The 24,285-nt window shown below is 48.0% G+C and carries 22 protein-coding genes and 1 other annotated feature; of the genes, 4 read left to right on the top strand and 18 right to left on the bottom strand.

The genetic code is table 11. The annotated features are described in order from the left end of the window. Nucleotides 1–136 precede the first annotated feature (136 nt). Both J3A84_RS00110 and J3A84_RS00105 read left to right on the top strand, forming a co-directional pair. Entirely contained in the window at nucleotides 137–1,222 is a 1,086-nt protein-coding gene (locus J3A84_RS00110) for a coiled-coil domain-containing protein (protein WP_207597966.1), read from the top strand. Between the two features lie 146 nt (nucleotides 1,223–1,368). Further along, nucleotides 1,369–1,947: a LysE family transporter gene (locus tag J3A84_RS00105; RefSeq protein ID WP_207597965.1), complete on the top strand. Its 579-nt coding sequence runs from the start codon at nucleotides 1,369–1,371 to the stop codon at nucleotides 1,945–1,947. A 76-nt stretch (nucleotides 1,948–2,023) separates the two neighbouring features. Here the strand turns inward: J3A84_RS00105 and J3A84_RS00100 are convergent, their stop codons facing one another. The 18 genes from J3A84_RS00100 to J3A84_RS00015 all read right to left on the bottom strand — a co-directional run bounded on the left by J3A84_RS00100 (nucleotide 2,024) and on the right by J3A84_RS00015 (nucleotide 22,900). Further along, nucleotides 2,024–2,599, bottom strand: coding sequence for an indolepyruvate oxidoreductase subunit beta (locus J3A84_RS00100; RefSeq protein WP_207597964.1), 576 nt, complete (start codon nucleotides 2,597–2,599; stop codon nucleotides 2,024–2,026). After that, nucleotides 2,592–4,367 (bottom strand): indolepyruvate ferredoxin oxidoreductase subunit alpha, encoded by a 1,776-nt coding sequence (gene iorA / locus J3A84_RS00095; protein ID WP_207597963.1) that lies wholly within the window; start codon nucleotides 4,365–4,367, stop codon nucleotides 2,592–2,594. Before iorA ends, J3A84_RS00100 begins: the two co-directional genes overlap by 8 nt. After that, a complete protein-coding gene (locus J3A84_RS00090) occupies nucleotides 4,364–5,272 on the bottom strand; it encodes a phosphate acyltransferase (RefSeq protein WP_207597962.1) in 909 nt (302 codons plus the stop codon). Before J3A84_RS00090 ends, iorA begins: the two co-directional genes overlap by 4 nt. A gap of 225 nt (nucleotides 5,273–5,497) precedes the next feature. Then, nucleotides 5,498–6,538, bottom strand: a complete 1,041-nt coding sequence (locus J3A84_RS00085; RefSeq protein WP_207597961.1) for an alpha-hydroxy-acid oxidizing protein — start codon at nucleotides 6,536–6,538, stop codon at nucleotides 5,498–5,500. Next, on the bottom strand, nucleotides 6,535–6,972 hold the full coding sequence (locus J3A84_RS00080; protein ID WP_207597960.1) for a 2-thiouracil desulfurase family protein: 438 nt from the start codon (nucleotides 6,970–6,972) through the stop codon (nucleotides 6,535–6,537). Before J3A84_RS00080 ends, J3A84_RS00085 begins: the two co-directional genes overlap by 4 nt. Nucleotides 6,973–6,976: 4 nt before the next feature. Continuing rightward, entirely contained in the window at nucleotides 6,977–9,322 is a 2,346-nt protein-coding gene (locus tag J3A84_RS00075) for an endonuclease MutS2 (protein ID WP_207597959.1), read from the bottom strand. Further along, nucleotides 9,322–11,667, bottom strand: coding sequence for a U32 family peptidase (locus J3A84_RS00070; protein WP_207597958.1), 2,346 nt, complete (start codon nucleotides 11,665–11,667; stop codon nucleotides 9,322–9,324). Before J3A84_RS00070 ends, J3A84_RS00075 begins: the two co-directional genes overlap by 1 nt. Before the next feature lie 117 nt (nucleotides 11,668–11,784). Then, nucleotides 11,785–12,399 carry a cell division protein ZapA gene (locus J3A84_RS00065; RefSeq protein ID WP_207597957.1) on the bottom strand — a complete coding sequence of 205 codons (615 nt, stop codon included), beginning with the start codon at nucleotides 12,397–12,399 and terminating at the stop codon, nucleotides 11,785–11,787. Nucleotides 12,400–12,586: 187 nt separating this feature from the next. Further along, nucleotides 12,587–14,950, bottom strand: coding sequence for a phenylalanine--tRNA ligase subunit beta (pheT, locus tag J3A84_RS00060; RefSeq protein WP_207597956.1), 2,364 nt, complete (start codon nucleotides 14,948–14,950; stop codon nucleotides 12,587–12,589). A gap of 13 nt (nucleotides 14,951–14,963) precedes the next feature. Next, the gene (gene pheS, locus J3A84_RS00055; protein WP_207597955.1) at nucleotides 14,964–15,986 is read right to left on the bottom strand and encodes a phenylalanine--tRNA ligase subunit alpha; all 1,023 of its coding nucleotides are present in this window, start codon (nucleotides 15,984–15,986) and stop codon (nucleotides 14,964–14,966) included. 42 nt (nucleotides 15,987–16,028) lie between these two features. Then, nucleotides 16,029–16,248: a binding site (T-box leader), on the bottom strand. A gap of 63 nt (nucleotides 16,249–16,311) precedes the next feature. After that, the gene (locus J3A84_RS00050; protein ID WP_207597954.1) at nucleotides 16,312–17,124 is read right to left on the bottom strand and encodes a TrmH family RNA methyltransferase; all 813 of its coding nucleotides are present in this window, start codon (nucleotides 17,122–17,124) and stop codon (nucleotides 16,312–16,314) included. Then, a complete protein-coding gene (locus J3A84_RS00045; RefSeq protein WP_207597953.1) occupies nucleotides 17,117–17,782 on the bottom strand; it encodes a potassium channel family protein in 666 nt (221 codons plus the stop codon). The genes J3A84_RS00050 and J3A84_RS00045 overlap by 8 nt, the downstream gene beginning before the upstream one ends. Nucleotides 17,783–17,795: 13 nt before the next feature. Beyond that, nucleotides 17,796–19,151, bottom strand: coding sequence for a TrkH family potassium uptake protein (locus tag J3A84_RS00040; RefSeq protein WP_207597952.1), 1,356 nt, complete (start codon nucleotides 19,149–19,151; stop codon nucleotides 17,796–17,798). 215 nt (nucleotides 19,152–19,366) lie between these two features. Beyond that, nucleotides 19,367–19,723 (bottom strand): 50S ribosomal protein L20, encoded by a 357-nt coding sequence (rplT, locus tag J3A84_RS00035; protein ID WP_207597951.1) that lies wholly within the window; start codon nucleotides 19,721–19,723, stop codon nucleotides 19,367–19,369. A gap of 24 nt (nucleotides 19,724–19,747) precedes the next feature. Beyond that, nucleotides 19,748–19,945 (bottom strand): 50S ribosomal protein L35, encoded by a 198-nt coding sequence (rpmI, locus tag J3A84_RS00030; protein ID WP_207597950.1) that lies wholly within the window; start codon nucleotides 19,943–19,945, stop codon nucleotides 19,748–19,750. A gap of 22 nt (nucleotides 19,946–19,967) precedes the next feature. Then, nucleotides 19,968–20,501: a translation initiation factor IF-3 gene (gene infC, locus J3A84_RS00025; RefSeq protein WP_207597949.1), complete on the bottom strand. Its 534-nt coding sequence runs from the start codon at nucleotides 20,499–20,501 to the stop codon at nucleotides 19,968–19,970. A gap of 223 nt (nucleotides 20,502–20,724) precedes the next feature. Beyond that, a complete protein-coding gene (locus J3A84_RS00020; RefSeq protein WP_207597948.1) occupies nucleotides 20,725–22,215 on the bottom strand; it encodes a sensor histidine kinase in 1,491 nt (496 codons plus the stop codon). Next, the gene (locus J3A84_RS00015) at nucleotides 22,205–22,900 is read right to left on the bottom strand and encodes a response regulator transcription factor (protein ID WP_207597947.1); all 696 of its coding nucleotides are present in this window, start codon (nucleotides 22,898–22,900) and stop codon (nucleotides 22,205–22,207) included. Before J3A84_RS00015 ends, J3A84_RS00020 begins: the two co-directional genes overlap by 11 nt. 193 nt (nucleotides 22,901–23,093) lie before the next feature. On the opposite strand from J3A84_RS00015, the gene J3A84_RS00010 reads away from it, so the two are divergent. Continuing rightward, complete coding sequence (locus J3A84_RS00010) at nucleotides 23,094–23,498, top strand: hypothetical protein (protein ID WP_207597946.1); 405 nt, start codon at nucleotides 23,094–23,096, stop codon at nucleotides 23,496–23,498. A 182-nt stretch (nucleotides 23,499–23,680) separates the two neighbouring features. After that, nucleotides 23,681–24,109: a hypothetical protein gene (locus J3A84_RS00005; protein ID WP_207597945.1), complete on the top strand. Its 429-nt coding sequence runs from the start codon at nucleotides 23,681–23,683 to the stop codon at nucleotides 24,107–24,109. The last annotated feature ends 176 nt before the right edge of the window (nucleotides 24,110–24,285 follow it).

Here is a 24,285-nt window from a genome sequence, read left to right as displayed (position 1 = left end):
CCCGTAATTTCGAAGTGCTATGGATTATTGTTGACGTACTAGTTTATAAAATATATAATATATTAAAACATAAGCGAGTATTATGCATGAGTTTCTATGGATATGAAGAAATATACCTATAGTGGGGGGCGCATGAATGGAACATACTGCAAAGACGGAAAACATCAACAGCTACAATGAGGATTACTTCAAGGGAAGATTCAAGAAGAAAATGTTCGGTGGGTACAATCCGACGGAAGTCATTGACTTCATCAATGCCATGAACAGCAATTTTCAGTGCAGCGACCAGAATCTGAGAAAGAACATCATGAAACTGACCCAGGATAAGCAGACCGCTGAAAATGAGCTGCATACGCTGAAATCTGAACAGAACAGAAATCTTCAGGAAATGCAGCAGGAAATGGATTCTCTTCTGGAAGAGCTGAATGAAAAAAACAGCATTATCCAGAACAACGAATCTCTTCTCGAAGAATACACCCGTAAACTGGAAGAAGGCACTGGAGATTTCGAAAAGACCATCATGGAGCTCAGGAGCGAAAAGGATGCTCTCGAAGCCATGCTTCAGGAGGAAAAGACCAGAAGTCATGAACTCCATGAAAGGATCCATGAACTCAATGAAGAAATGAGACGCCTGAATCTCCAGGTGAAAGAACTGGAAAACCTTGAAGATCCAGCTTTTCTTGATGAGAAAATTGAAGAAGCGAAGCTTCTCGCCTATGCTCAGGTGGATGAAGAAAAAAGAATCGGTCTCAGTCTGAGGCAGGAAATCAAAGTGCTGGAGAATCGCCTGGCAGAGGCCGAAAAATCCAACGAAGCCATCAGAAATAAACTCTATGAGGAAAAAAATCTGAGAATGGCAGTGGAAGAAAACCTCTCCGAAGAGAAGAGGAAATATTCCGATCTTCAGATCAATGGCTTCAAAAAGGAATTCAGCGGCATTCAGCAGTTCCTGGAAGAACTTACCATGGAACAGGAGAGCAGAAACAGAGAGCTGGAACTGGAGCTGCAGCTGGAAAGAGAAAAAACGGAAAAAGCGGAAGAAAGAATAGAGAATCTGCTGGCGAAGTATGGCGCTCTGAAAGATAAAGTTCTCTGGGAAAAGAAGCAGTTCATGACGAAGCTCAGTGAACTGGCTGATGGTCACAGTAAATTCGTTTCAGATTTCAATCTGGTTCTTACAGAGCCGACGCCCATGGATTCCAAGGAAGCAAGCAATCAGTAGAGTAAAGCCGAGAAGCATGAATGTGCATCTCGGCTTTTTCAGTCGCTCTTTTCTCCTTCCTGTCTATGAAAAAAAGTTTTGACAGGAACTGGAAATAGCTCTAAAGTAATGAGATATAGAATTGCAGGACCGATCGGAGGAACCAAATGAACGCAGCAGCCTTTCTCACCTACATCATCATCACCGCCATTACCCCAGGGCCTAACAACATCATGTCCATGACCCATGCCAGCAGAATGGGATTCAGAAAGAGCTATCCCTTCAATCTGGGCATTTTTCTCGGGACCACCATGGTCATGGTGATGACCACCCTGTTTTCCAGTCTTTTCTTCAGTACCATTCCGAAGGCGGAGCCTGTGATGCTTGTCATCGGTGCGACATATCTTCTTTATCTGGCCTACAAAATCATGACCAGCGGAAAAGAGATCCGGACGGGAAAAATGACCGAAGCGAGATTTCTTCCTGGGGTGCTTCTTCAGTTCATCAATCCCAAGCTCTACATCTACAGTATCACCGCCATGGGATCTTACATTCTGCCCCATTACAGAGAAACGGGGATTCTTCTTCTCTTCGCAGTCTTTCTGGCAGTGGTGGGCTTTCTGTGCACCGTTCTGTGGGCACTGTTCGGGTCCCTCTTCCGGAAACTGTTTTCGGACAAGGGCAGAATCATCAATACCATCATGGCGCTCCTTCTGGTCTACAGCGCCCTATCCCTGTTCCTATAGACAGAAATCTTTAATAATGAGAATGTAAAAAGCAGGAGCTCCTTTTTGAGGCTCCTGCTTTGGTTTTCTGTAACTTCTATAGACTGTAACCCAGATCCATGGCCTTCAGGTTCACTTCCTGAAGAGCGGGTTTGAAATACTGTTCTATGAGCCTGTCCAGGAGACCTTTCTCCATGCCCAGATCTTTTGCCAGCATGCCCAGAAGAACCATGTTGGCCACTTTCGCGTTTCCCAGTTCGAGGGCTTTACTCTGCGCATCCACGGATTTCACATGATAACCCTTTTCCTGCATTTCCTCGATGATTCCTTCCGGATAGACTTCCTTCCCCATGTTCACGGAGTACGGCCTGATTTCATGGTCACTGGATATGACGGTGCCGTTTTCCTTCAGAAATTCAAGCCATCTTCCCGATTCGCTCTTCTCGAAGGAGATGATGTAGTCCGCTGTTCCCTTCTCGATGAGCGGAGAATGGACCTTCTCTCCGTACCGCACCTGAGTGGAGACGCTTCCGCCTCTCTGAGCCATACCATGCACTTCGCTCATTTTGACGTCATATCCCAGTTCGATGAGTGCGGCAGACAGAAGATTCGATGCGGATATGGTTCCCTGACCGCCTACACCTACAAACAATATATTGGCTTCCTTACGCATTGACAAGATCCCCCTTCTTCTCGATGGCATCGAATGGACATACCTGGTAGCAGAGCGTACATCCGTTGCACATCTCTCTGTCGATGAACACGCTTCCATCCTTGATGTAGATGGCAGGGCATCCGGTTCTTACACAGGTCTTGCATTTTCTGCATTTCTCCTGGTCGATCTCCACATAGGAGTTTCTCCTCAGAATCTGCACATCCTTCAGCAGTGCACAGGGCTCCTGGGTGATGATCACGAAGGGCTCCGTGGCGGCTTTCGCTTCCTTGACCACTTCTTTCGCCTTGTCCTGATAGTAGGGATTGATGATTTTGATGTTCTCATCCTTTATGCCGAGAGAACGCACCAGCATCGGTATGTTGATGTCCCCTGCCTCTTCGCCCATGAGGGTTTTTCCGGTTCCGGGATTTTCCTGATGCCCGGTCATGCCTGTGGTTCTGTTATCCATGATCACGGTGACCACAGGAATCTTGTTGTAGATGGAATTCACAAGTCCGGTGATGCCGGAGTGGAAGAAGGTGGAGTCCCCGATGAAGGAGAAGACTTTCTTCTTTGTGTTTCCTTGTATGTCCAGCACTTTCTGCATTCCTGTACCGGCGGAAATGGAAGCGCCCATGCAGATGACGGTATCCGTCACATTGATGGGATCCATGGCCCCTAAGGTGTAGCACCCGATATCACCGGAAGCGATGATGTCTCTGTCAGTCTTCAGCGCATTGAAGAATCCTCTGTGCGGACAGCCCGCGCAGAGCACAGGAGGTCTTGTGGGAGACTTTGATTCCATGGGAATCATTTCCTTCTTCTCGGCGCCCAGGAAGGCTTCCCTGATGGTCTCAGGATTCAGTTCTCCGCAGATGGGTAGCACGTCTCTGCCTCTGCAGACAATCCCAAGGGCTTTGATCTCCTTCTCCAGATAGGGTTCATTCTCCTCGATGACTATAATCTCCTCCATGTCCCCGGCAAACTCTAGAATGAGTTCGGTGGGAAGTGGAAATGTCATACCCAGCTTCAGATAGGAAGCATTTTCTCCGAAGACTTCCTTTGCATAGGCATAGGAGATCCCGGAAGTGACGATGCCCAGCTTTTTCGTGTTTTTCTCCACGATGTTCAGGCTGGAGGCATTGTTGAAGTGCCTCAGACTGACGAGTCTTTCTTCCACGATGGGATGTCTTCGCTGAGCATGACCCGGCGTCATGACGTTTTTCAGCTTGTCTTTCCTGTATTCTCTGATGGACACTTCCTTCCGGTCTTCCAGATTCACAAGAGACTTGGAATGATTCACTCTGGTGGTGGTTCTGATCAGTACCGGTGTATCGAATTCCTCACTGATTTCATAGGCTTTCTTCACGAAGATGCGGCACTCTTCCGAGTCGGAAGGTTCCAGCATGGGCACTTTGGCGTGCAGAGCGTAGTAGCGGTTGTCCTGTTCATTCTGGGAGGAATGCATCCCAGGGTCATCGGCGTTGATGATGACCAGTCCTCCGTTGACGCCGATGTAGGCCATGGTGAAGAAAGGGTCTGCAGCCACATTAAGGCCCACATGCTTCATGGTGGTCAGGGCTCTTGCACCCATGATGGATGCTCCTGAAGCCGCCTCCATGCCCACTTTTTCGTTGGGTGCCCACTCCGAGTAGACTTCCTTGTATCTGGCCAGATTCTCCAGTATTTCAGTGGAGGGAGTGCCTGGATAGGCGGAAGCGAAATGCGCCCCTGCCTCATAAGCTCCTCTTGCAAGAGCTTCGTTACCTGTCATCAGTGATTTCATTGTTTTTCCCCCTTGGATAAAGTCATCATTACTGCCAGTGCAATGCTGTTCAGCTTTGCTTCACTGGAATCGGAACGCGATGTGAGAATCACCGGGCATTTCGCGCCCAGAATGATGCCTGCGCTTTCTGCACCGGCCATGTAGGTAAAGGATTTGCCCAGGAAGTTTCCAGCTTCCAGGCTTGGCACAAGCAGCACATCCGCATCTCCAGGCACTTCGCCTGTGACGCCCTTATGCGCTGCAGATTCTTTGGAAATGGCGATATCAAAGGACAAGGGCCCTTCCACCACCACATCCTTCTCTTCTTTGAAGATCTTCTGAAGCTCCTGCGCATCCACGCTGCTTTCCAGATTGGGATTTACTTTCTCCACAGCAGAGAGCGCAGCAACCTTCATGGGATGGAGCTCAAAAAGCTTGCCCAGCACCATTGCGTTTCTGATGATGCTTTCCTTATCCTTCAGGCTGGGCTTCATGACCATTCCCCCATCGGTGAGAAGAATCAGTTTGGGATAGCTTTTCATTTCGTAGACCATCACATGAGACAGGAGTGTGTCTCCTCTTAGCCCCAGCTCCTTGCTGAGGACCGCTTTTAAAAGCACCTTGGTGTCCACAAGCCCTTTCATGATGATGTCCGCCTTTCCTTCTGAGACGGCTCTGGCGGCCATATAAGAAGCCTCTTCCGGTGTTTTGCAGTCAAAGATCTCTGCATGACGGAAAAGGAGATTGTTCTTTTCCATGGTTTCTCTGATCTTCAGGGCATCTCCGAACAGCAGAAAACTGGCCATATTATGTCTTTCCGCCTCAGACAGTGAAATCAGCACATCCTTGTCTTCCGCAGAAGCCACAGCGATGCGCTTTTTCTGATTTCTTGCCTGGCTTACGATTTCTTTCAAGCTGGTAATCAAAATTATTTCCCCCTTAGTGTTCTGATAACGTATACAACGGATTTCAAAAAGAAGATGAAACCCGCTGGTTCATCTTCTTTCAGTATAAAATATCCCATTCACATTATCAATTGAAGCCGAAGAACTATATAAATTCCGCGAAAACTTCCCTTTCGGGACCGTCAACCTGTTAAATTGTGTCAAGCTGTGTCATGATATTCATAATCATCTTATCTATCGTCAGAACTATAACAAATTACTTGGGAGATTGATCAGGCTCTTCCCGGAATCCCGGATCGCTTCAAGGTCCCTGCATCCGGTAAGAAGCATGGCGCCCTTCAGCTCATTGTAGATCTTCTGCGCATAGAGCGTGACCGCCTCCTCGCCGCCGCCGATGGCATACTGGGCAAAGGGTCTTCCGATGAGGACCGCATCCGCACCCAGAGCCAGAAGCTTGAACACATCCACGCCACTTCGGACGCCACCGTCCACCAGCACCTTCAGCCGGCCATCCACAGCCTCTGCGATGGCTGAAAGAACGGCTGCTGTTGCAGGGGTATGGTCCAGGATTCTTCCTCCATGATTGGAAACCACGATGGCATCCGCTCCAGCAAGAACTGCAAGATTCGCCTCTTCCACGGTCATGATGCCTTTGAGAATGAAAGGCACCGAAAGATGCGCCTTGATCTCCTTTAGTTCGCGGATGGATTTGGGGTCGACTCTCTGCCCGTGCATCTTCAGGGTGTCCAGTCCTGCGGCATCGATGTCCACACCGACAGCCAGAGGTGCGGACGTCATGGCAAGATCGATTCTTGACAGAAGCTCTTCATTGTTCCAGGGCTTGATGAAGGGGATGCCTGAAACGGATTCTTCCTTCAGTACTTTCAGGTTGTCTTCGATGAATGATTTATAGGCGGAATCTCCCACCATGGGAATGATGCCTGCAGTCTTTGACCCTCGAATCACAGCACGGATGTAGTCCTCTTCTGTAATTTGGTTGCCCATGTTCAGGTTCACCCCGGTGATGGGGGCCGGCATCACCGGCATGGAGAGTGTCTGTCCGAAAAGCTGGGTTTCCAGAACAGGTTCCTTCACATCATGAATGGTCTTGAGATTCAGTGTGATCTTTTTCAGTGCATTGTAATTGCTTATGAAACTTGAACCAGTTCCTTTTCCGCCCATACCGGGCACTTCCCCTCTGCATGCCACGCCATCGCACTGGGGGCACATTCTGCACTGGGGCATCATGAGTTTTCTGGCATTTACTGCCGCTTCCTTTAATGTCATTTCCACAATCCTCCGATTTCATTTTCTGTATACACGTCAATTCCGTTTTCCATGAGCAGCCTGCAGGCTATGCCATGGCCTTCCACGAGTGTCCTTGAGTAGGTTCCGTCGTAAATCCGTCCTTTCCCGCAGGAAGGGCTTCTGGACTTCAGAACGGCTTTTCTGATGTGGTTTTTTCTGCAGTAGTCGAGGGTGATTCGGGCACCTTCCTCATAGTTTTCCGTCACGTCTTTCCCGTTTATGGTGAGGACAAGACCGTTTCTGATTTCTGCAGGGTCTCTGGGGACAGAAAGTCCGCCCAGAACTTCCGGACACATGGGAATCAGTTCGTATCTCTCTTTTAGCCGATTCATTTCCTCGATCTCAAATCCTGTTCCGTCGTATCGGACCTTCTCCCCGAGAAGACAGGCGGATACAAGCAGTTTTTCTTTCATAGATCTATTTCAGGGTGATGATGGTGACCCCTTTTCCCCCTTCTCCGTACTCGCCCAGGCGGTATTTCTTCACATGCGGATGATGTCTGAACATGTCCCAGAGATGCTCTTTGAGGATCCCTGTTCCCATGCCGTGGATGATGGTGACCTCATTGAGCCCCGCCATGGAGGCTTCATCCAGATACATGTCGACAATATGCTCCGCTTCCAGTGCGTCCTGTCCACGCACATCACAGCTGATGGATACCTGCTTCAGGTTAAGCCTTGCTTCTCTTTTCGCGATCTTTTTCTGCTTTTTGTCTTCTCTGATTTCCACCAGATCCTTCTTGTTCACGCTGAGCTTCATGATGCCCGCCTGGACCATGAGGTCGCCTTTGGCATCCGGCAACGTCAGAATGGATACCTTCTGATTCAGAGTGGAGAGCAGGACTTCCTGTCCTTCCTTGAATTCAGTGATTTCCTTCCCTTCCACTTTTTCAAAGAGGTCTTTCTGCTGGGTGCTGTCCATATTCTTCTTGAGATGATCCCGGATCTCCTGAAGGCTTCTTCGGCTGTCCTTGAGCTCGACGCTGCTTTCCAGGTCCCGAAGCTGCTTGAGGATTTCATCCGCCTTCACCTTGGCTTCTTCCAGATATTTTCTGCCTTCCGCCTTGGCGTCTCGCATGGCTTTTTCCCGGATCTCATCGATCCGTTCCAGTTTTCGATTGAGTTCCTCCTCTTTGGAGAGGAGCTCTCTTTTGATGTTTTCCGCATGCCGTGCATCCTTGGAGGCGTCCCGTCTGGATTTCTCAAGGCTTTCAATGAGCTCCTCGAACTTCAGTGCTTCCCGGTCGATGAAGGCTCTGGAGCGCTCTATGATGTCATCATGAAGGCCCAGTCTTTTGGAGATGAGAAATGCGTTGGATTTTCCGGGGACACCGATGAGGAGTCTGTAGGTGGGCCGCAGAGTCTCCACATTGAATTCCACGGAAGCATTGACGGTCTTGTCCGATTTCAGCGCATAGGCTTTCAGTTCACTGTAATGGGTGGTGGCCAGGATGCGGATGCCTCTTTCCTTCAGGGTTTCGAGAATGGCCATGGCAAGAGCTGCTCCTTCGGTGGGATCCGTTCCTGCGCCCAGCTCATCGAAGAGAACCAGGGAACGCTCATCCGCCTCCTTTATGATGCTGACGATGTTGGTCATGTGGGAGGAGAAGGTGGAGAGGCTCTGCTCGATGCTCTGCTCATCTCCGATGTCTGCATAGATGTCCCGGAAGTGTCCGATGCTGGAGCCATCTGTCACCGGAATGAGAATTCCGGACATGGCCATGATATGGAGCAGTCCTACGGTTTTCAGGGTCACGGTCTTACCGCCCGTATTGGGTCCTGTGATGACGATGGTTGTGATGCCGTCCTCCATATAGATGGTGGATGGAACAACTTCCCTGTCGGGAATGAGAGGATGCCTGGCATCTTTCAGGTTGAAGGTCAGGTCCTCTCTCACTTCGGGCTTGGTACCCTCGATTCGGCTGGAGTACTTCGCCCTGGCGAAAATCACATCCAGCTCATAGATGATGGAAGCGTTTCTTTTCACCGCTTCCAGATCCATTTCCACTTTTCCTGATAGTTCCATGAGAATACGCTCGATTTCGGCTTTTTCCTTCAGCATGAGTTCCTTGATCTCGTTGTTGAGATTCACAAGGCTCATGGGTTCTATGAACAGCGTGGCACCGGAGGCGCTCTGATCGTGGATCAGACCCTTGACCTGTCCCTTATGCTCCGCCTTCACCGGTATGACATAGCGGTCCCCGCGAACCGTGAAGATGCTGTCCTGGAGGTATTTCTCGTTTTCTCTTACAAGGCTCTGAATCTTGTCTTTGACAGAGCCTGTCTTGTCTCTTAAGGAGCGCCTGATTTTCAGCAGGGCATCGGAGGCCTGATCGGATATTTCCTGATCTCCCACGATGGCATGATAGATGGCATTTTCCAGCTGCTTCAGCGGACTGATTCCATAGACCAGGTTCTTCAGATGGAAAGCGTGTTCCTCTTTGCCCACATAGTCCTTGAAATGACGAGCGCTTTTCATGACATTGGCGATCTTGAGAAGAGATTCCGCACTGGCGGTTCCCCCTTTTCCGATATACGCGATGGCGTTTCTCACATCATAGACGCCTTCAAAAGGAGCACTGCCCTTCTCTTCCAGAAGGCTCAGGGCTTCCTTCGTCTCTTCCAGGGCGCGCTCGATTTCCGCCGCTGCAGAGAGAGGAGAAAGGGCGTCTATCCCCTCTTTTCCTGGAGAAGAGACGGCGTAGGATTTGACCCTCTCCTTGATTTTATGGAATTCAAGTTTGTTCAGATTCTTTTCTTTCACTATTCAACACCTCGCTTGTAATGTCCTCTGTTAAATGAGGGGAGCTCCAGAGCTTCTCCGTGGAGAAATGCATGGAGAACTTCCCTGGCTTCTTCAGCGCTTTCCGTCGTGAGGTCCATTCGCAGGGACCGGATTCCGATATGCATAAGATCCTTCGTGCTGTCCAGAAGATTCTTCGGCTTTCCGTTCATGATATAGCTTCTGCAGAAGATGTCCGTCATGACGGGAAACTCTTCCCCCATGCGGTCCTTCAGGCGATAGCTTTCTCTCATGCAGGCCTCGTTGCAGGGCACTTCGCGAGTCATGCCGCCTACTGTTGCCCCTACGGGGCAGTATTCGCTGTGCATCATTTCCTGTCTTCCATAGACCATGGTGATGTATCTTTCTTTGTTTTTCAGCCCCTTCAGCTCCTGCCGGTTGAGCTCTTCACTGACCATGGACATGGCCAGATCCTCCTCGTAGAAGTTCAGGGCGTCACTGTTCATGATGTTCAGCTTGTAGTCGCCGATGATGTAGAAGTCCTTCCCGAGAAGCCTTATGACCCCGGCATTGTTGGTGATGATTCCGGCCAGTCTGCCGTGGTCTTCCAGTTTCTTCACCTTCTCCACGATGGCGTGGAGCTCTGTTCTTAGAATGTTGGATACCTTCACATAAAGACGGATCTCCTTGTGCTCCTCCAGAACCTTTGCCACATCTCTGAAGTTTATGTATCGGGCTCCCCGGTAGAAGGGATACAAAGCGAGGTCCTTCACACCCATTTCAAGGGCCAGCATGAGCTGCTCTTTGGTGGACACCGAAACCAGCCTCAGATTCTCTCTGATCTCCTGTTTCATCGGATGAGGCTTCCTATCTGGATGCTCCGGCAGGGTTCTCTTGGCGCTTTTCACCTGGTCCTCTGCAAGATCTTCCAGAAGAAGCCTTCTCATCTCATTGAGCTCTCTGATGGGCAGGAATCCTTCGCCGAAATGATCCACAAGGATTGCAGTGAGGACATAGGGAGACTCTCCGCTCTTTTTCAGCGCCTCTTCCACCCGCTCTAAGGTCAGGGGCGCTTTGATGGGGGTTTCCACGATCTTGGATGTTCTTCGGTACGTCTTGCCCTTATACTCCACCATAAGGGAGGCTTCTTCTCCTGCCTGGAAGAACAGTGTTCCCGTGAGTCCGATCTTGCGGTCATAGCGTCCATTGTGGCTTCTTTTGAGCTCATCCATGAGTTCAAAGTCATAGGTCTTGTATAACGGTCCTTCCGGGAGTGTGCTTCTGCCTGTCAGTTTCACCGTTTCTCCAGGCTGGGCTTTCTCTTTCACATTACCCCTGTCTCGGATGCCTTCCACGGTGAGTCCCTTCTCCCCTACACGAAGGCCATCTCCTTTACGAAGAGGTTCAGAAAGCGTCAGGCTTCCGTCACTGTTCACCCTGCCGATGGGTACACCGGTGTTCTTCGGATAATGGAAGGACATCATATCCCTTCCTGTTTTACCGTGGAAGTACCCGTCTGAAAAGCCTTCTCTGTTGAAGACCTTTAAAAGGTTATTCTTATGATAGGCTTCTTTCCTGCCTTCAATCTCTTCTCTGAAATACTTCACCGCCGCAGCCACATATTCCGGCCGCTTCATTCTTCCTTCTATCTTCAGAGAGTAAACCCCTGAGTCGATGATCTCATCCATGTTGTCCACCGCTGTGATGTCCTTGGGACTCATGAGGTAGGCTTTGGCCCGGGAGACACCTAATTCGTCCACCAGGTTGTAGGGCAGTCTGCAGGGCTGGGCACATCGGCCTCGATTGCCGCTTCGTCCACCCAGAATGCTGCTCATGAGGCATTGTCCGGAGTAGCTGATGCAGAGGGCGCCATGGACAAAGATTTCCGTCTCCACGCCCAGGTCTCTGCTGATGTGCCGGATTTCCTCAAAGGAGAGCTCTCTGGAGAGTACCACCCTTCTGATTCCCTTCTCCGTGAAATAGAGCGCTCCTTCCCCGTTATGGATGGTGAGCTGGGTGGATGCATGAAGCTCGAAATCCGGGAGCAGTCCGCGCAGCCTGTAGATGAGTCCTGTATCCTGCACAATGAGGGCATCCACACCGATGGTGTAGAGAAACTGGGCATAGGAAACAGCCTCATCAAGTTCACTGTCCTTGAGAAGCGTGTTCAGCGTGATATTCACTTTCACCCCATAGCTGTGACAGTAATCCACCGCATCTTCCAGTTCCTGCTCCGTAAAGTTGGAAGCATAGGCTCTGGCGGAGAATCGGGTTCCCCCCAGGTATACGGCATCCGCTCCGTTCTGAACGGCCATGATCAGTGATTCCATGCTTCCTGAAGGTGCCAGCAGTTCTATATTATTCAAATTCATCTACCTCATCTACTAAAATTTTCCTTATCCATTATAACACAAAACCGGAACTGAACCATTGTCAGTGCCGGTTTTGTGAATTCTTTCCGAGATTGCGGAAAAGATAAAGTTCTACTTCAGCTTTTCCTTCAGAATCGGATTCTTTTCCTTTTTTTCCCTGTTGTCTTTCGTCTGGGTCAGCTGGGTGTCGAAGAGCTTCTTCTGCAGCTCCAGCACCTTGTATTTATAGGACTGCAGCTCAAACTTCAGTTCCTTGTTCAGCTTGGAGAGGGTCTCATTTTCATCCCGGTATTCCTTGGCGCTGTCCTGGGTCAGTCTCAGCTCCGTTTCCAGTCTTTTGATTTCACGTTCCTTGGATAGTCTGCCCTTCTCATCGGCATTTCTGAAGGTGGAGATCTTATCATGCAGCATCTGATTTTCCTTCTGCAGATTTTCCATTGCTTCTTCCAGCAGTTTGATTTCTTCTTTGAGGCCTTCCGATTTCTGATAGACAGACCCTTCTTCCTTCTTGATGGCTTCAATTTCGAAATCCTTCTTGAAAGCTCTGTCCACGGAATTCAGGGCAGCGAGAACCGCAGCGGAGGAGGTATCGATCTGCTTGTTTCTTTCCATGACGGATGTGATCAGATGATTGACCTCTTTCCCAACCTTTCTGAGATAGTCTTCCTTCTCTTCCCCTTTGACGACATATTCCTGTCCACAGATTCTAACAGTAACTTTGTTCATAGAATGGTCCCCCCTCAAGTACATTTTCTAATCCGGCGCCGGATGCGCCGGTTAATTTCCAATATTCTAACAAATCTCATCGTGTAAAGACTATTATAGACTTTTTCAGAGAAAAAATCATCCGCTTTCTCATTATTTCACGGAAGCGGATGATTTACTCATACTGAAACAGCCTTCAATTCATGAACTATCTTAATGTGGCACCTAATACATGCTCCAGTGTTCTCACGATTTTATCATGCACCTTATTGACTTCCTTGTCGGTGAGGGTCCTTTCCTTGTTTCTGTATACCAGGTTGTACGCTACACTCTTCTTGCCTTCTGGAAGCTGTGTACCCTTATAGACATCAAAGAGTGTGAAGCTTTCCAATAGATTTCCACCCTGTTTCCTGAAGATGTTTTCCATCTCCTGAACGAGAACCGCATCATCCACCAGAACGGCGATGTCTCGGGTGACGGACGGATACTTCGGAATCTCGGTGTATTTTCTTTCCAGATCTGCACTGTCATAGAGTGTCAGAAGATCCATTTCCAGCACATAGGAAGCCTCATCCATATTGTAGTTGGCAAGGACTCTAGGGTGCACTTCGCCGAAGCTGCCCAGAACCTTCTTTCCGAGAAGAATGTCTGCAGATTTTCCTGGATGGAAGAAAGGATTGTCGCTTCTTCTGAAGCTGACGTTTTTCAGCGCGAACTCATCCGCGATGACTTCCACAATGCCCTTCAGATGGAAGAACAGGTCCTTTCCGTACATACCGATGGTCAGCATCTCCTTTTCTTCCGGAAGCACGTTCTCTGTTTTCAGGTAGACTTTTCCGATCTCATAGAGATATGCTTCATCATTGCTTCTGGCTTCGTTTCTGCTCAGAGACTCCATCATGGAGGAGAGCATGGATGTTCTCATGACGGAGAAATCCTCTCCCAACGGATTTCGGATCTCCACCATATCCCGAAGACTGGAGTCTTCCGGAATCAGCACCTTGTCCAGATCCTTTCTGGAAATGAAGCTGTAACTGATGGATTCATAAAGTCCTTGTGCCACCAGATACTCTTCCAGCTTCCTTCTCAGGATCTGATGAGGGTACCTTCCACCTCTAGGAGCGTTGACATGAGGGATGGTGGCCTCAATGTTGTTGTATCCGTAGATTCTAGCGATTTCTTCTGCGATGTCCTCTTTGATAAGCAGATCGTTTCTGAAAGTCGGTGTTTCGATTGTAAGGATTCCTTCCTTCACATCGGTGGAAATCTCCAGATCATTGAGGATCTTAACCATTCTCTCTTCGGAGATTTCCGTGCCCAGGAAACCGTTGATGTAGGAAACGGGAACCTCCAGATGATTCGGCTCTCTTTTTTCGTTATAGACATCCACGGTATAGTCCAGCACTTTACCGATTTCAAGCGTCTCTATCAGATGACAGATGCGGTTCATGGCAAGTTCTGCCAGATTAGGATCGATATCCTTATCGAATCTTGTGGATGCTTCTGTTCTCAGATTAAGATAAGAGGATGCGTTCCTTGTGGTGACGCCATCGAAATTGGCGGATTCCAGAATGACTCTGGTGGTGTCTTCCTTGATTTCAGAGTCCAGACCACCCATGATTCCTGCGATGCCTATGATGGTCTTGTCGTCATTGATCAGCAGTGTCTTCTCCTTCAGGGTTCTTTCATTCTCATCCAGGGTGGTGAATTTCTCTCCACCCTTTGCTTCGGTGACGCGGATGATGCCGGAAGTGATCTCTCTCTTGTCGAAGGCATGGAGGGGCTGTCCGGTTTCCAGCATGACAAAGTTTGTAAGGTCCACCATATTGTTTACTGGTCTTACACCGGCCTCCAGAAGCCTTGCCTTGATCCATTCAGGGCTTTCTCCAATGGTCACATCCACGATTTCCCGTGCCATGTATCTTCTCGCCAGAGGAGTTTCCAGAGATACCTTCACAGGTTCCACATCAGATGGAATCGGATGGTAGGTCAGAGAGGGCTTCTTCAGAGGGGTTTCATACATCGCACGGGTTTCTCTGGCAAGACCGAGGATGCTGAGGCAGTCCGGTCTGTTGGAGGTGATTTCAAGGTCCAGTATCCCCCCGTTGAGGCCCAGTGCTTCTTTGATGTCCACTCCGATTTCGGTGTCTTCGGGCATGATCATGAGACCGTCACAGGTTCCTTTTTCATTCAAACCCAGTTCTTCCTCGGAGCAGAACATTCCGTTGGAAACAATCCCCCGGAGCTTGCCTTTCTTGATGCTGACACCTTCCCAGAGCGTTGAATTGTGAAGGGCCACTGGGACAACATCCCCCTCCTTCATGTTCGTCGCAGCGGTGACGATGACGATGGGCTCCTCCTGGTTTATGTCTATGGTGCATACGACCAGCTTATCCGCTTCCGGATGCGCTTCGATCTTCTGAATCTTTGAAGTGACCACGTTCTGGATCACATCGAAAGGGTTTTCAAGCCCTTCCACTTTTGAGCCGGAAAGGGTCAGATCATCTGCCAGTGTCTTTCCGTCTACACTGATGTCTATATAATCTTTTAACCATCTGATTGGTAATTTCATGCTGTTTCTCCTCCTACTTGAATTGCTTCAGGAATCTCATATCACTCTCATAGAGAAGCCTGATATCGTCGATGCCGAATTTCTGCATGGTCATGCGGTCCAGTCCGAATCCGAATGCGAAGCCTGAATAGACTTCAGGATCGATGCCGCCCTTCTTCAGGACTTCCGGATGCACCATACCGCATCCCAGAAGCTCGATGAATCCTTCGCCCTTGCAGACCTTGCAGCCTTCTCCGTGACAGACGAAGCAGGTCCCGTCCATTTCCGCCGATGGTTCGGTGAATGGGAAATGATGCGGTCTGAATTTGGTCTTGATGTCGTCTCCGTAAAGCTTTTTGACGAACTGCTCCAGTGTGCCCTTCAGATCCGCGAAGGTGATTCCTTTGTCTATGACAAGGCCTTCGATCTGATAGAAGATCGGTGAATGGGTCGCATCCACATCATCAGAACGGTAGACTTTCCCCGGAGAGATCATCTTGATGGGTGGTTTCTGATTCTCGATGGTTCTGATCTGTACAGGAGATGTCTGGGTTCTCAGGACAACATTATCGTCAATGTAGAAGGTGTCCTGCTCTCCTCTGGCCGGATGATCCTTGGGAATGTTCAGGGATTCGAAATTATAATAATCAAGCTCCACTTCAGGGCCTTCTTCTATGGTGAATCCCATTTCCAGGAAGATGTTCTCTATCTTTTCCATGGTGATCATAAGCGGATGCTTACCGCCCATGGGCGACTTCACACCAGGCAGCGTGATGTCGATGACTTCGTTTCTCAGCTTTTCCTCGGTGGCTCTTTCCCTGATGACTTCCTTCAGGGATTGGATTTTCTCTTCCAGTTCCTCTTTCGCTTCATTCACAAGCTTACCTACCAGAGGTCTCTCTTCAGGAGAGAGTCCGCCCATGCTTCTCAGAATCTTTGTGAATTCCCCTTTTTTTCCGAGATATTCCACTCTCAGCTTTTCCAGCTCTTCACCATTTTTCAGGTTTTCGATTTTTTCGTTGAAACTTTTTTTGATGGCTTCAATTTGTTCGCGCATAATTTCCTCCATTTCGAATAAATAAAAAAACCGTCCCTCATAAATAGGGACGGAAGAATCCGTGGTACCACCCTGATTGACGAGAGTGCTCCCGTCCGCTCAGTTAAATGTATCGGTTTACCCGTCAGAGACTACTCCAGTTTCCCCTCTGATGCTCCGAAGTGAACTTCGCTGCGCAGTTTCTACAGAAAGCTTACAGTCTGTGGCTTTCATTCCCTGTCTAGAACGCTTGGGCAGTTACTCTCTTCATCCATGCATGAATATTGTTTTGTATCTTCCCTATTATAGAAGATATGACTGAATTTATCAACCGCATTATCACAGTTTATTTCAGAAACCTGTTCTCCATCTGACGGACCCGTTCAAACAGAATGATGGAAGCGGCCACAGCCGCATTGAGGCTTTCGGCGTTTCCCGGCATGGGGATGCGAAGCAGCACATCCGCCTTATTTTCTATTTCCTGTGAGATTCCGCTGCCTTCATTGCCGATGGCGATGATGAGATTTCCGGTGAGATCCTCATGGAAGAGATTCTTTTCCGCTTCAAGGCTTGTCACCGCAAGCTGATATCCCGCCTCGAGAAATCCTCTCAGGGTCTCTTCCCCCTGATGGTAGATCGGCAGGTGGAAGATGGAACCCATGGAGCTTCGGATGACTTTCTCGTTGTAGGGATCCACGGTGTTTCTTCCAAGAATGATGCCCTTGGCGCCGGATGCGTGGGCCGAACGGATAATGGTGCCCAGATTTCCGGGATCCTGAAGACCGTCGAGATACAGCAGCAGTTCAGAGGAAGCGCCTCTGCCTGGAACCTCTTCAGTGGAAGCGTCTTCCAGGGACACCACTCCGATGACGCCCTGGGGATGCACGGTGGAAGAAAGGTCCCGGATCACATCATTTTCAGTGAGGATGATCTCGGATTCTTCGGCATAGGGCGCGATGTAGCGGGAGAACTCCTCTTCCTTCCCTCTTTCGTAAAGAACCGTGTGCACCTTTTTTCCCGCTCTGAATGCTTCCTCCAGAAGGCGGAATCCTTCCACCAGATACAGGCCCTGGCGCATACGATGCTTCTTCTCCTTCAGCTTCTTCAGGCTTTTGATTCTGCTGTTGTTCCTGCTTTCGATGTAAGTCTCCTTAATCATTGGTAACCAGGCTTTCGATTTTACTCAGGTCATCAATGGAACCGATGACCACCAGCACATCACCCTCCTGGATCACATCTGTGGCCCGGGGAGAAATGTTGATGTCCATATCGGATTTGATGGCCATGATGTTGATGCCGTACTTCGCTCTGGCATCCAGTGTCTTGATGTCTTTTCCGTACCAGGATACGGGCGCCTGTACTTCCACGATGGAATAGTCCGGTGACAGTTCGATGAAATCCAGGATATTGGCAGCCACCAGGTTATGTGCTACACGGATTCCCATATCATGTTCAGGAAGAATCACCTTATCGGCTCCGATCTTTGTAAGCAGTCTGGCATGCATGTCGTTGGTGGCTTTTGCCACCACCTTCTTCACGCCCGCTTCCTTCAGGTTCAGTGTGACCATGATGGAAGACTGGATGTTGGTACCGATGGAAACTACAGCGATGTCGAAGTTTCTGATGCCCAGTGTTCTCAGGGCCAGTTCATCCGTGGCATCCATCTGCACCGCATGGGTGACGGAATCCGCTATTTCCTGGATCATGTTTTCATCATCATCCACTGCCAGTACATCATGGCCCATCTTGAATAAGGTCGTTGCGACACTCTGGCCGAAACGTCCGAGTCCTATTACGATTATCTGTTTTTCTTTCATCTTATTTTCTCCCTTAACCTATTAGAATTTTGCCTTCCGGATACTTGTAGTTGATCTTTTCCTGCTTTCCTGCCAGAGCCAGCATAACCGTTAAAGGACCAACTCTACCCAGATACATGATGATGGCGATGGTGACTTTGCCTACCGAAGACAAGGTCGGGGTGAGGCCCTGACTGAGTCCTACGGTACCGAATGCTGATATGACTTCATAGAGAATCGTCTCAAAGGAAGCGCCTATTTCTGTGATGGATAGAATCATGACGCCGATGATGACGATGGTGATGCCCAGCATGAAGATGGCCATGGCTTTGAACACAACGGACTGGGAAATTCTTCTCTTATACACTTCCGCATCCTGACGGCCTTTCAGAACGGAAATCAGCGTGAAGATTACTATGCCTAGGGTGGTGGTCTTCACACCACCGGCGGTGGAACCGGGAGAGCCTCCTACAAACATGTATCCCATGGTGAGAAGCTTTCCTGCAGGAGACATGTCGGAATTTGAGATGCTGTTGAATCCTGCGGTTCTAGGCGTCACAGCAGAGAAGAACGCATTGGTCAGCTTGTTTCCGAAACTCATATGCTCTATGGTTGCCGGATTGTTCCATTCGAAAATCAGCATGGCGATGGTTCCCACGGTAAGAAGAATACCAGAGATGGTCAGCACAACCTTTGCATGAAGACTGAAGTTTTTCAGTTTCCGCTTTGCTCGAACTCCACTGATGATTTCTCTCAGCACCAGATAGCCCAGGCCACCAATGTTGATGACGATGGCCAGTGTGATCAGAATGATCTTATTCTCATTGAATATGGTGATGGAAGTGAACCCCCCCAGAAGATCGAATCCTGCATTATTGAATGCGGAAATCGCATGGAATATGCCGTAATAGATACCTGTTCCAATGCCATAGACCGGTATGAACTGCGTCATGAGGATCAGTGCCGCAAAAAGCTGCACAGATACAGTAAAGAGAAGCATATATCGTACATGGTTGATGATGCCTTGAAGACTGAAGGTATTGTATGCCTCCTGCATGACCAGTCTTTCTCTTAATGAGATCCTTTTCCCAAGAACCATGGCGAAAAATGTGGACATGGCCATGAATCCCAGACCACCGATCTCAATCAGGGTCAGAATGACGCCCTGTCCGAAGGTGGACCAGTAGGTTCCTGTGTCCAGAACCACAAGCCCTGTCACACAGACAGCAGATGTTGCCGTGAAAATGGAGTCCAGAAAGCTTGTGACTTCTCCGCTCTGGGTGGAAATGGGCAGCGTGAGAAGGATTGCGCCTGTCAGGATCACGGTCAGAAATCCTATGGCTAGTATCTTGAATGGACTCATGTTTCGTTTCTTTTTGAGCTCTTCCATATTGTGCACCTCTTCGTCCTGTAATGGTTGTTCTTTTATACTACCATTCTATAATAACACGATTCATTGTACTCTTTTAGTAGTAAATTTCAAGCAATTTGTAAAGTGCCTGCTTTTCATCGCCCTTCCCTGCCTATGCATGGAAGAATCAGGATTTCTCCATAAAAAAACAGTCATTCGGTTTATAGACCGAATGACCATGTTTCTTCTCGATATTATGCGAGCTTGGACTTAGCAGTTTCCACAAGTACAGTGAACGCCTTTGGATCGTGGATTGCGATCTCTGAAAGCATCTTTCTGTTGATGTCGATACCTGCAACCTTAAGACCATTCATGAATCTGGAGTAGCTCAGACCATTCATTCTTGCTGCTGCATTGATTCTGGCAATCCAGAGTCTTCTGAAGTCTCTCTTCTTCAGCTTTCTTCCGATGTAGGAATTTCTCTGTGCTCTGATTACAGTTTCGTTTGCTGTCTTGAATAGCTTGCTCTTACCGCCATAGTATCCCTTTGCAAGCTTAAGTACTTTTTTATGATTCTTACGAGCGTTTACGGCTCTTTTTACTCTTGCCATTATTAATCCTCCTGTATCCTTCTATTATAGGTATGGTAGCAATTTCTTCATTGCTTTTTCCTGAGTTGTAGAAACATACCCAGTCTTTCTAAGATTTCTCTTTCTCTTAGTGGACTTCTTTGTAAGGATATGACTTCTGAAAGCTTTTCCTCTCTTAAGCTTGCCGCTTCCAGTCTTTCTAAATCTCTTTGCTGCCCCTCTATGGGTCTTCATTTTTGGCATAGTTAATTCCTCCTAAAGTTTGTTACTTCTTTGGAGTCAGGATCATGATCATGTTACGCCCTTCCATCTTGGCAGGCTTCTCGATCTGACCGACATCCTCTAGCTTTGTTGCGAAATTATCCAGAATTTTGTATCCGTTCTCTTTATAAGCCGCTTCACGCCCTCTAAATCTTACGGTTACCTTCACCTTATCGCCATCCTCCAGAAATTCTCTGGCCTTGCTGGCTTTAATCGAAATATCGTGTTCTTCAATTTTAGGACTGAATCTGATTTCCTTTAATGTAATGACCTTCTGATTCTTCTTGGCTTCCTTTTCCTTCTTCTGCTGCTCGTAGATAAACTTATGGTAGTCCATGATTTTACATACGGGTGGCTTTGCGGTCGGAGCAATCATAACCAGGTCAAGATTCTGTTCTTCAGCGATTCTCAGTGCTTCCTTTGAAGATACGAGTCCCATCTGTTCGCCTTCGCTTGAAATAAGTCTGACTTCTTTTTCTCTTATTTCGTAATTAATTGGGTTGTTTTGTTTAATAATTTTCACCTCCGGAATTTGCATGCCTTTTCCAACGTTTCAAGACGTTAAAAAAGGACGGTATGTACCGTCCTCGAATTCACTAAAGAATGAATTGTTAACCATACAACGCGAGTCGTAGGGTGAGAAACGGTGGTTTCTTCTTGTACCGTACTATTATAGCATAGATATGTATTGTGTCAACAATAAAATTCATGCCGCTTTCGTACTTCTTTATGATACCCTATAAACACTGAAGTTACAAGCCTTATTGAGGTTTATCTTCCATGAGGCGGAAGACGAAAGTGAAGACCGTATCGCTATGGGGAATACTATCCACTTCAATCTCAATATCATGCCGCTGAGCGATCTCTTTCACGATGGCGAGTCCAAGACCGGTGCCTGTCACGGAATCCGAATTCTTGTGCCGGTAGAATCTTTCAAAGATGTGTTCCAGATCTTCTTCATCGATTCCCTTTCCATGATCTGTCACACAGACCCGCAGAATTCCTTCTGAGACAGCCGCATCGATTTTCACCTGATCCCTGCTGGGGGAGAATTTTATGGCATTATCCAGGACGGCGGTGATCATCTGACGGATACGTCCGTAATCACCATGAAAGAGAAGTGTTTCGTAGGGGTTGTCGTAGATCAGATCAATATCCTTTTTCTTTCCGAGGGTCTGCATGCTTCGGACTGCATCATTAAGCACTTCAGTCAGATTCAGTGGTTCCATCTGCATTCTGAAATCCGGATTCTGAAGCTTCGTCAGGCTAAGCAGGTCATCCACCAGTCTCTGGAGAGCCAGTATTTCCGTGAACATCTGCTCGTGATAGGCCTCCACCTGAGCGGGCTCACTGATGACTTTATCCTTCAGTGCTTCAAGAGATCCTCGAAGGACGGTGACTGGGGTCCTCAGTTCATGAGAGATGCTGGAGATGAAATCTCGTCTGGACTGATCCAGACGTTCACTTTCCCTGGAAGCCAGATCCAGTCTTTCTGAGAGAATATCAAGAGTTCTGGCCAGGTCCCCTATTTCATCGTTCTGGAACACCTGCGTCTTGGCGGAATAGTCGCCTTCGGACAGTCTTCCAGCAGTGGTGGTCATTTTTTTCAGTGGCTTCACAAATCTTCTCGAAAGAAGAATGGCGAGTAAGACAGACAGGAACAGTGCCACCATTGCACTGAGAATGAAAATCTGGAGACCGCTGTAGATGACAGATTCCAGACCAGTGATGGCTGTATGAAGAAGGACCACGGCGATGACATCCTGATTGCCGGACAGGACAGGAGCTCCTACGGTCAGGGTTCTTGCTCCCAGCAGGTCACTGAATCCCTCGCTGAAGTAGATGTTTCCTTGCATGGCCTCCTCTATCACTTCATTTGCGGATTCGGGCAGTTCCTTATAGGAAAGATCTGTCCCGTGTCCTCTCAGGATCAGTTCTTCATGCTCATTCACAATCCATACATCACTCATGGCGATGTCATCGATGACATTGAGATAGGGCATGAAACCTCTCATGCCATTCATAGTCATACCACCCATGCCCATACCGTGGCGATCTGTATCTGATTCCGTATCAAGATATTCCGACAGGTTTTCGGCAATGACTTCAGCTCTGTCCTGAATTTCGGCCTTCTGATAGTCCATGGTGTTTTTTCGAAACATCAGTGTGAAAGAAACACTCATGATGAGAGAAAACAGAATAAGAAGTGAAGAAACAAACAGGATCAGTTTCTGTGAGATTTTATAATTCATCTTTCACCTCGAACTTATATCCCATACCCCATACAGTTTTGATCTCCCATTTGGGATGATCATAGGGGTCCAGCTTTGCCCGGAGCCTTTTGATGTGAGAATCCACGGTTCTCGAATCACCGAAGTAATCATAGCCCCATAGACTGTCCAGAAGATTTTCTCTGGTGAACAGTTTATTCCTGCTCGTAGCAAGGGTCCATAGAATTTCGATCTCCTTTTTCGTGAGACTGACGACTTCTTCATTGACTTCCACAATGAACTGGTCCAGGTCGATCTTCAGGTTTTCATAGCTGAAGATGTTTTTCGTCACCTCGGCATCCTGAGGCTCCATTCTGCGCAGCACAGCCCGGATTCTAGCCATGACTTCACCTGGAGAGAAGGGTTTGACGATATAGTCATCTGCACCGATATCCAGACCCATGATGCGTTCAAAATCTTCTCCTCTTGCAGTGACCATGATGACCGGTACATTGGATGTCTTTCTGATTTCTCTGCAGACTTCAAAACCGTCCATTTTCGGCATCATGACATCTAAAAGAATCGTATCATATTTATTCTTCCTGAAGTGGTCCAGGGCTGAAGAGCCGTCATAGGTGACATCCACATCATACCCTTCATTTTTCGCATATTCACTCAGGATCGAAGTGATCTGTTTATTATCATCGGCAATCAGTATTTTCGGCATAATCCATCTTCCTTTCAAGGCGGTTTAGTGATTCATACTTCCATTCTAATGGATTTCTTTGTCTTTTTTGTGATTTTCAGAGAATTATTTCATAGAGTTGCAAAAAACAAACTTATGACACAAATGGAGGATATAGTGAGTGTGTACAGAGGACACCCTCTTTTCGTACAGAACATAAATGGAGGCGCATAAAATGAAAAAAATCAGAAACATCGTAGCCGCTGGTGCATTGACCCTTGCCATGGGCATAACATCCCTTACCGTATTTGCGGCTGCTAAGTACGACTCCCCGCAGGAAGCCCTTGCAGGGGTCACAGGTAAAACCATGGAGGAAATCGCAGAAGAGCGATATGTAGAAGGTAAAACCTATGGTGAAATTGCTGCAGAAGCCGATAAACTGGATGAGTTCAAAGAGGAGCTGTTTGAACAGAAGAAGGAAATCATCGAAGAACGTGTTGCGGAAGGTGGTCTTTCCAGAGAATATGCAGATGAATATCTTGAGAGAATCGAAGACAATCAGGCAACCTGTTTCGGAAGCGGAGAAAGAGGCAGAGGCATGATGGGCGGACTCAGATTCGGTGGCGGCAGAGGCAGATAACTGTAGACCATGAATAGTCCTGAGATTCCGTGAAAACAGTGGTTCTTACCGATTCTCGTGCAAGAATGATGGAAAACACAAATATAGTCAGGAAAAAACAAAATTATGACACAAAGTCCTGTTACATTGTAACTGTAGAAAGAATCTATGAAAAAACAAACGTATTCAAGGAGGAAAAGAAAATGAAAAATGTAAGAAATATCGTCGCAGCAGGTGCACTGACCTTAGCCTTGGGAGTGACTTCCATGACCGTATTTGCGGCTGCAAAGTACGACTCCCCGCAGGAAGCTCTTGCAGGCATCACAGGTAAAACCATGGAGGAAATCGCAGAAGAGCGATATGAAGAAGGTAAAACCTATGGTGAAATTGCTGCAGAAGCCGATAAACTGGATGAGTTCAAAGAGGAGCTGTTTGAACAGAAGAAGGAAATCATCGAAGAACGTGTTGCAGAAGGCAGTCTTTCCAGAGAATATGCAGATGATATTCTTGAGAGAATCGAAGACAATCAGGCAACCTGTTTTGGAAACGGAGAAAGAGGCAGAGGCATGATGGGCGGCTTCGGATTCAGATTCGGTGGCGGCAGAGGCAACGGCTTCGGCAGAAACAGATAATGGATAATCTCCCCTTATTCGGAGCATCTGAGGATGCTCCGAATTTTCGTTGTGTCACTTTAGTGCGTTTCAAATGGTTAATTTGAAACAAATAAACCACCTGCTATGCAGGTGGACAAAATCAGCTTAAGCTTCAAGAACAAAAACTCCTATGATAAAATTTTAGTTGGCCGCTA

Source organism: Proteiniclasticum aestuarii (assembly GCF_017368455.1).
GTDB classification, from domain to species: domain Bacteria; phylum Bacillota; class Clostridia; order Clostridiales; family Clostridiaceae; genus Proteiniclasticum; species Proteiniclasticum aestuarii.
This window is presented reverse-complemented; position numbering and strand designations above follow the sequence as displayed.

Bases quoted from the DNA above. Each gene is read 5' to 3' on its own strand.
- infC (WP_207597949.1), bottom strand. From the start codon at position 20,501: ATGCAAATTCCGGAGGTGAAAATTATTAAACAAAACAACCCAATTAAT.
- J3A84_RS00020 (WP_207597948.1), bottom strand. From the start codon at position 22,215: ATGAATTATAAAATCTCACAGAAACTGATCCTGTTTGTTTCTTCACTT.
- pheT (WP_207597956.1), bottom strand. From the start codon at position 14,950: ATGAAATTACCAATCAGATGGTTAAAAGATTATATAGACATCAGTGTA.
- rpmI (WP_207597950.1), bottom strand. From the start codon at position 19,945: ATGCCAAAAATGAAGACCCATAGAGGGGCAGCAAAGAGATTTAGAAAG.
- J3A84_RS00040 (WP_207597952.1), bottom strand. From the start codon at position 19,151: ATGGAAGAGCTCAAAAAGAAACGAAACATGAGTCCATTCAAGATACTA.
- J3A84_RS00050 (WP_207597954.1), bottom strand. From the start codon at position 17,124: ATGATTAAGGAGACTTACATCGAAAGCAGGAACAACAGCAGAATCAAA.
- J3A84_RS00015 (WP_207597947.1), bottom strand. From the start codon at position 22,900: ATGCCGAAAATACTGATTGCCGATGATAATAAACAGATCACTTCGATC.
- J3A84_RS00105 (WP_207597965.1), top strand. From the start codon at position 1,369: ATGAACGCAGCAGCCTTTCTCACCTACATCATCATCACCGCCATTACC.
- J3A84_RS00065 (WP_207597957.1), bottom strand. From the start codon at position 12,399: ATGAACAAAGTTACTGTTAGAATCTGTGGACAGGAATATGTCGTCAAA.
- J3A84_RS00080 (WP_207597960.1), bottom strand. From the start codon at position 6,972: ATGAAAGAAAAACTGCTTGTATCCGCCTGTCTTCTCGGGGAGAAGGTC.
- J3A84_RS00110 (WP_207597966.1), top strand. From the start codon at position 137: ATGGAACATACTGCAAAGACGGAAAACATCAACAGCTACAATGAGGAT.
- J3A84_RS00100 (WP_207597964.1), bottom strand. From the start codon at position 2,599: ATGCGTAAGGAAGCCAATATATTGTTTGTAGGTGTAGGCGGTCAGGGA.
- J3A84_RS00005 (WP_207597945.1), top strand. From the start codon at position 23,681: ATGAAAAATGTAAGAAATATCGTCGCAGCAGGTGCACTGACCTTAGCC.
- rplT (WP_207597951.1), bottom strand. From the start codon at position 19,723: ATGGCAAGAGTAAAAAGAGCCGTAAACGCTCGTAAGAATCATAAAAAA.
- pheS (WP_207597955.1), bottom strand. From the start codon at position 15,986: ATGCGCGAACAAATTGAAGCCATCAAAAAAAGTTTCAACGAAAAAATC.
- iorA (WP_207597963.1), bottom strand. From the start codon at position 4,367: ATGAAATCACTGATGACAGGTAACGAAGCTCTTGCAAGAGGAGCTTAT.
- J3A84_RS00085 (WP_207597961.1), bottom strand. From the start codon at position 6,538: ATGACATTAAAGGAAGCGGCAGTAAATGCCAGAAAACTCATGATGCCC.
- J3A84_RS00010 (WP_207597946.1), top strand. From the start codon at position 23,094: ATGAAAAAAATCAGAAACATCGTAGCCGCTGGTGCATTGACCCTTGCC.
- J3A84_RS00045 (WP_207597953.1), bottom strand. From the start codon at position 17,782: ATGAAAGAAAAACAGATAATCGTAATAGGACTCGGACGTTTCGGCCAG.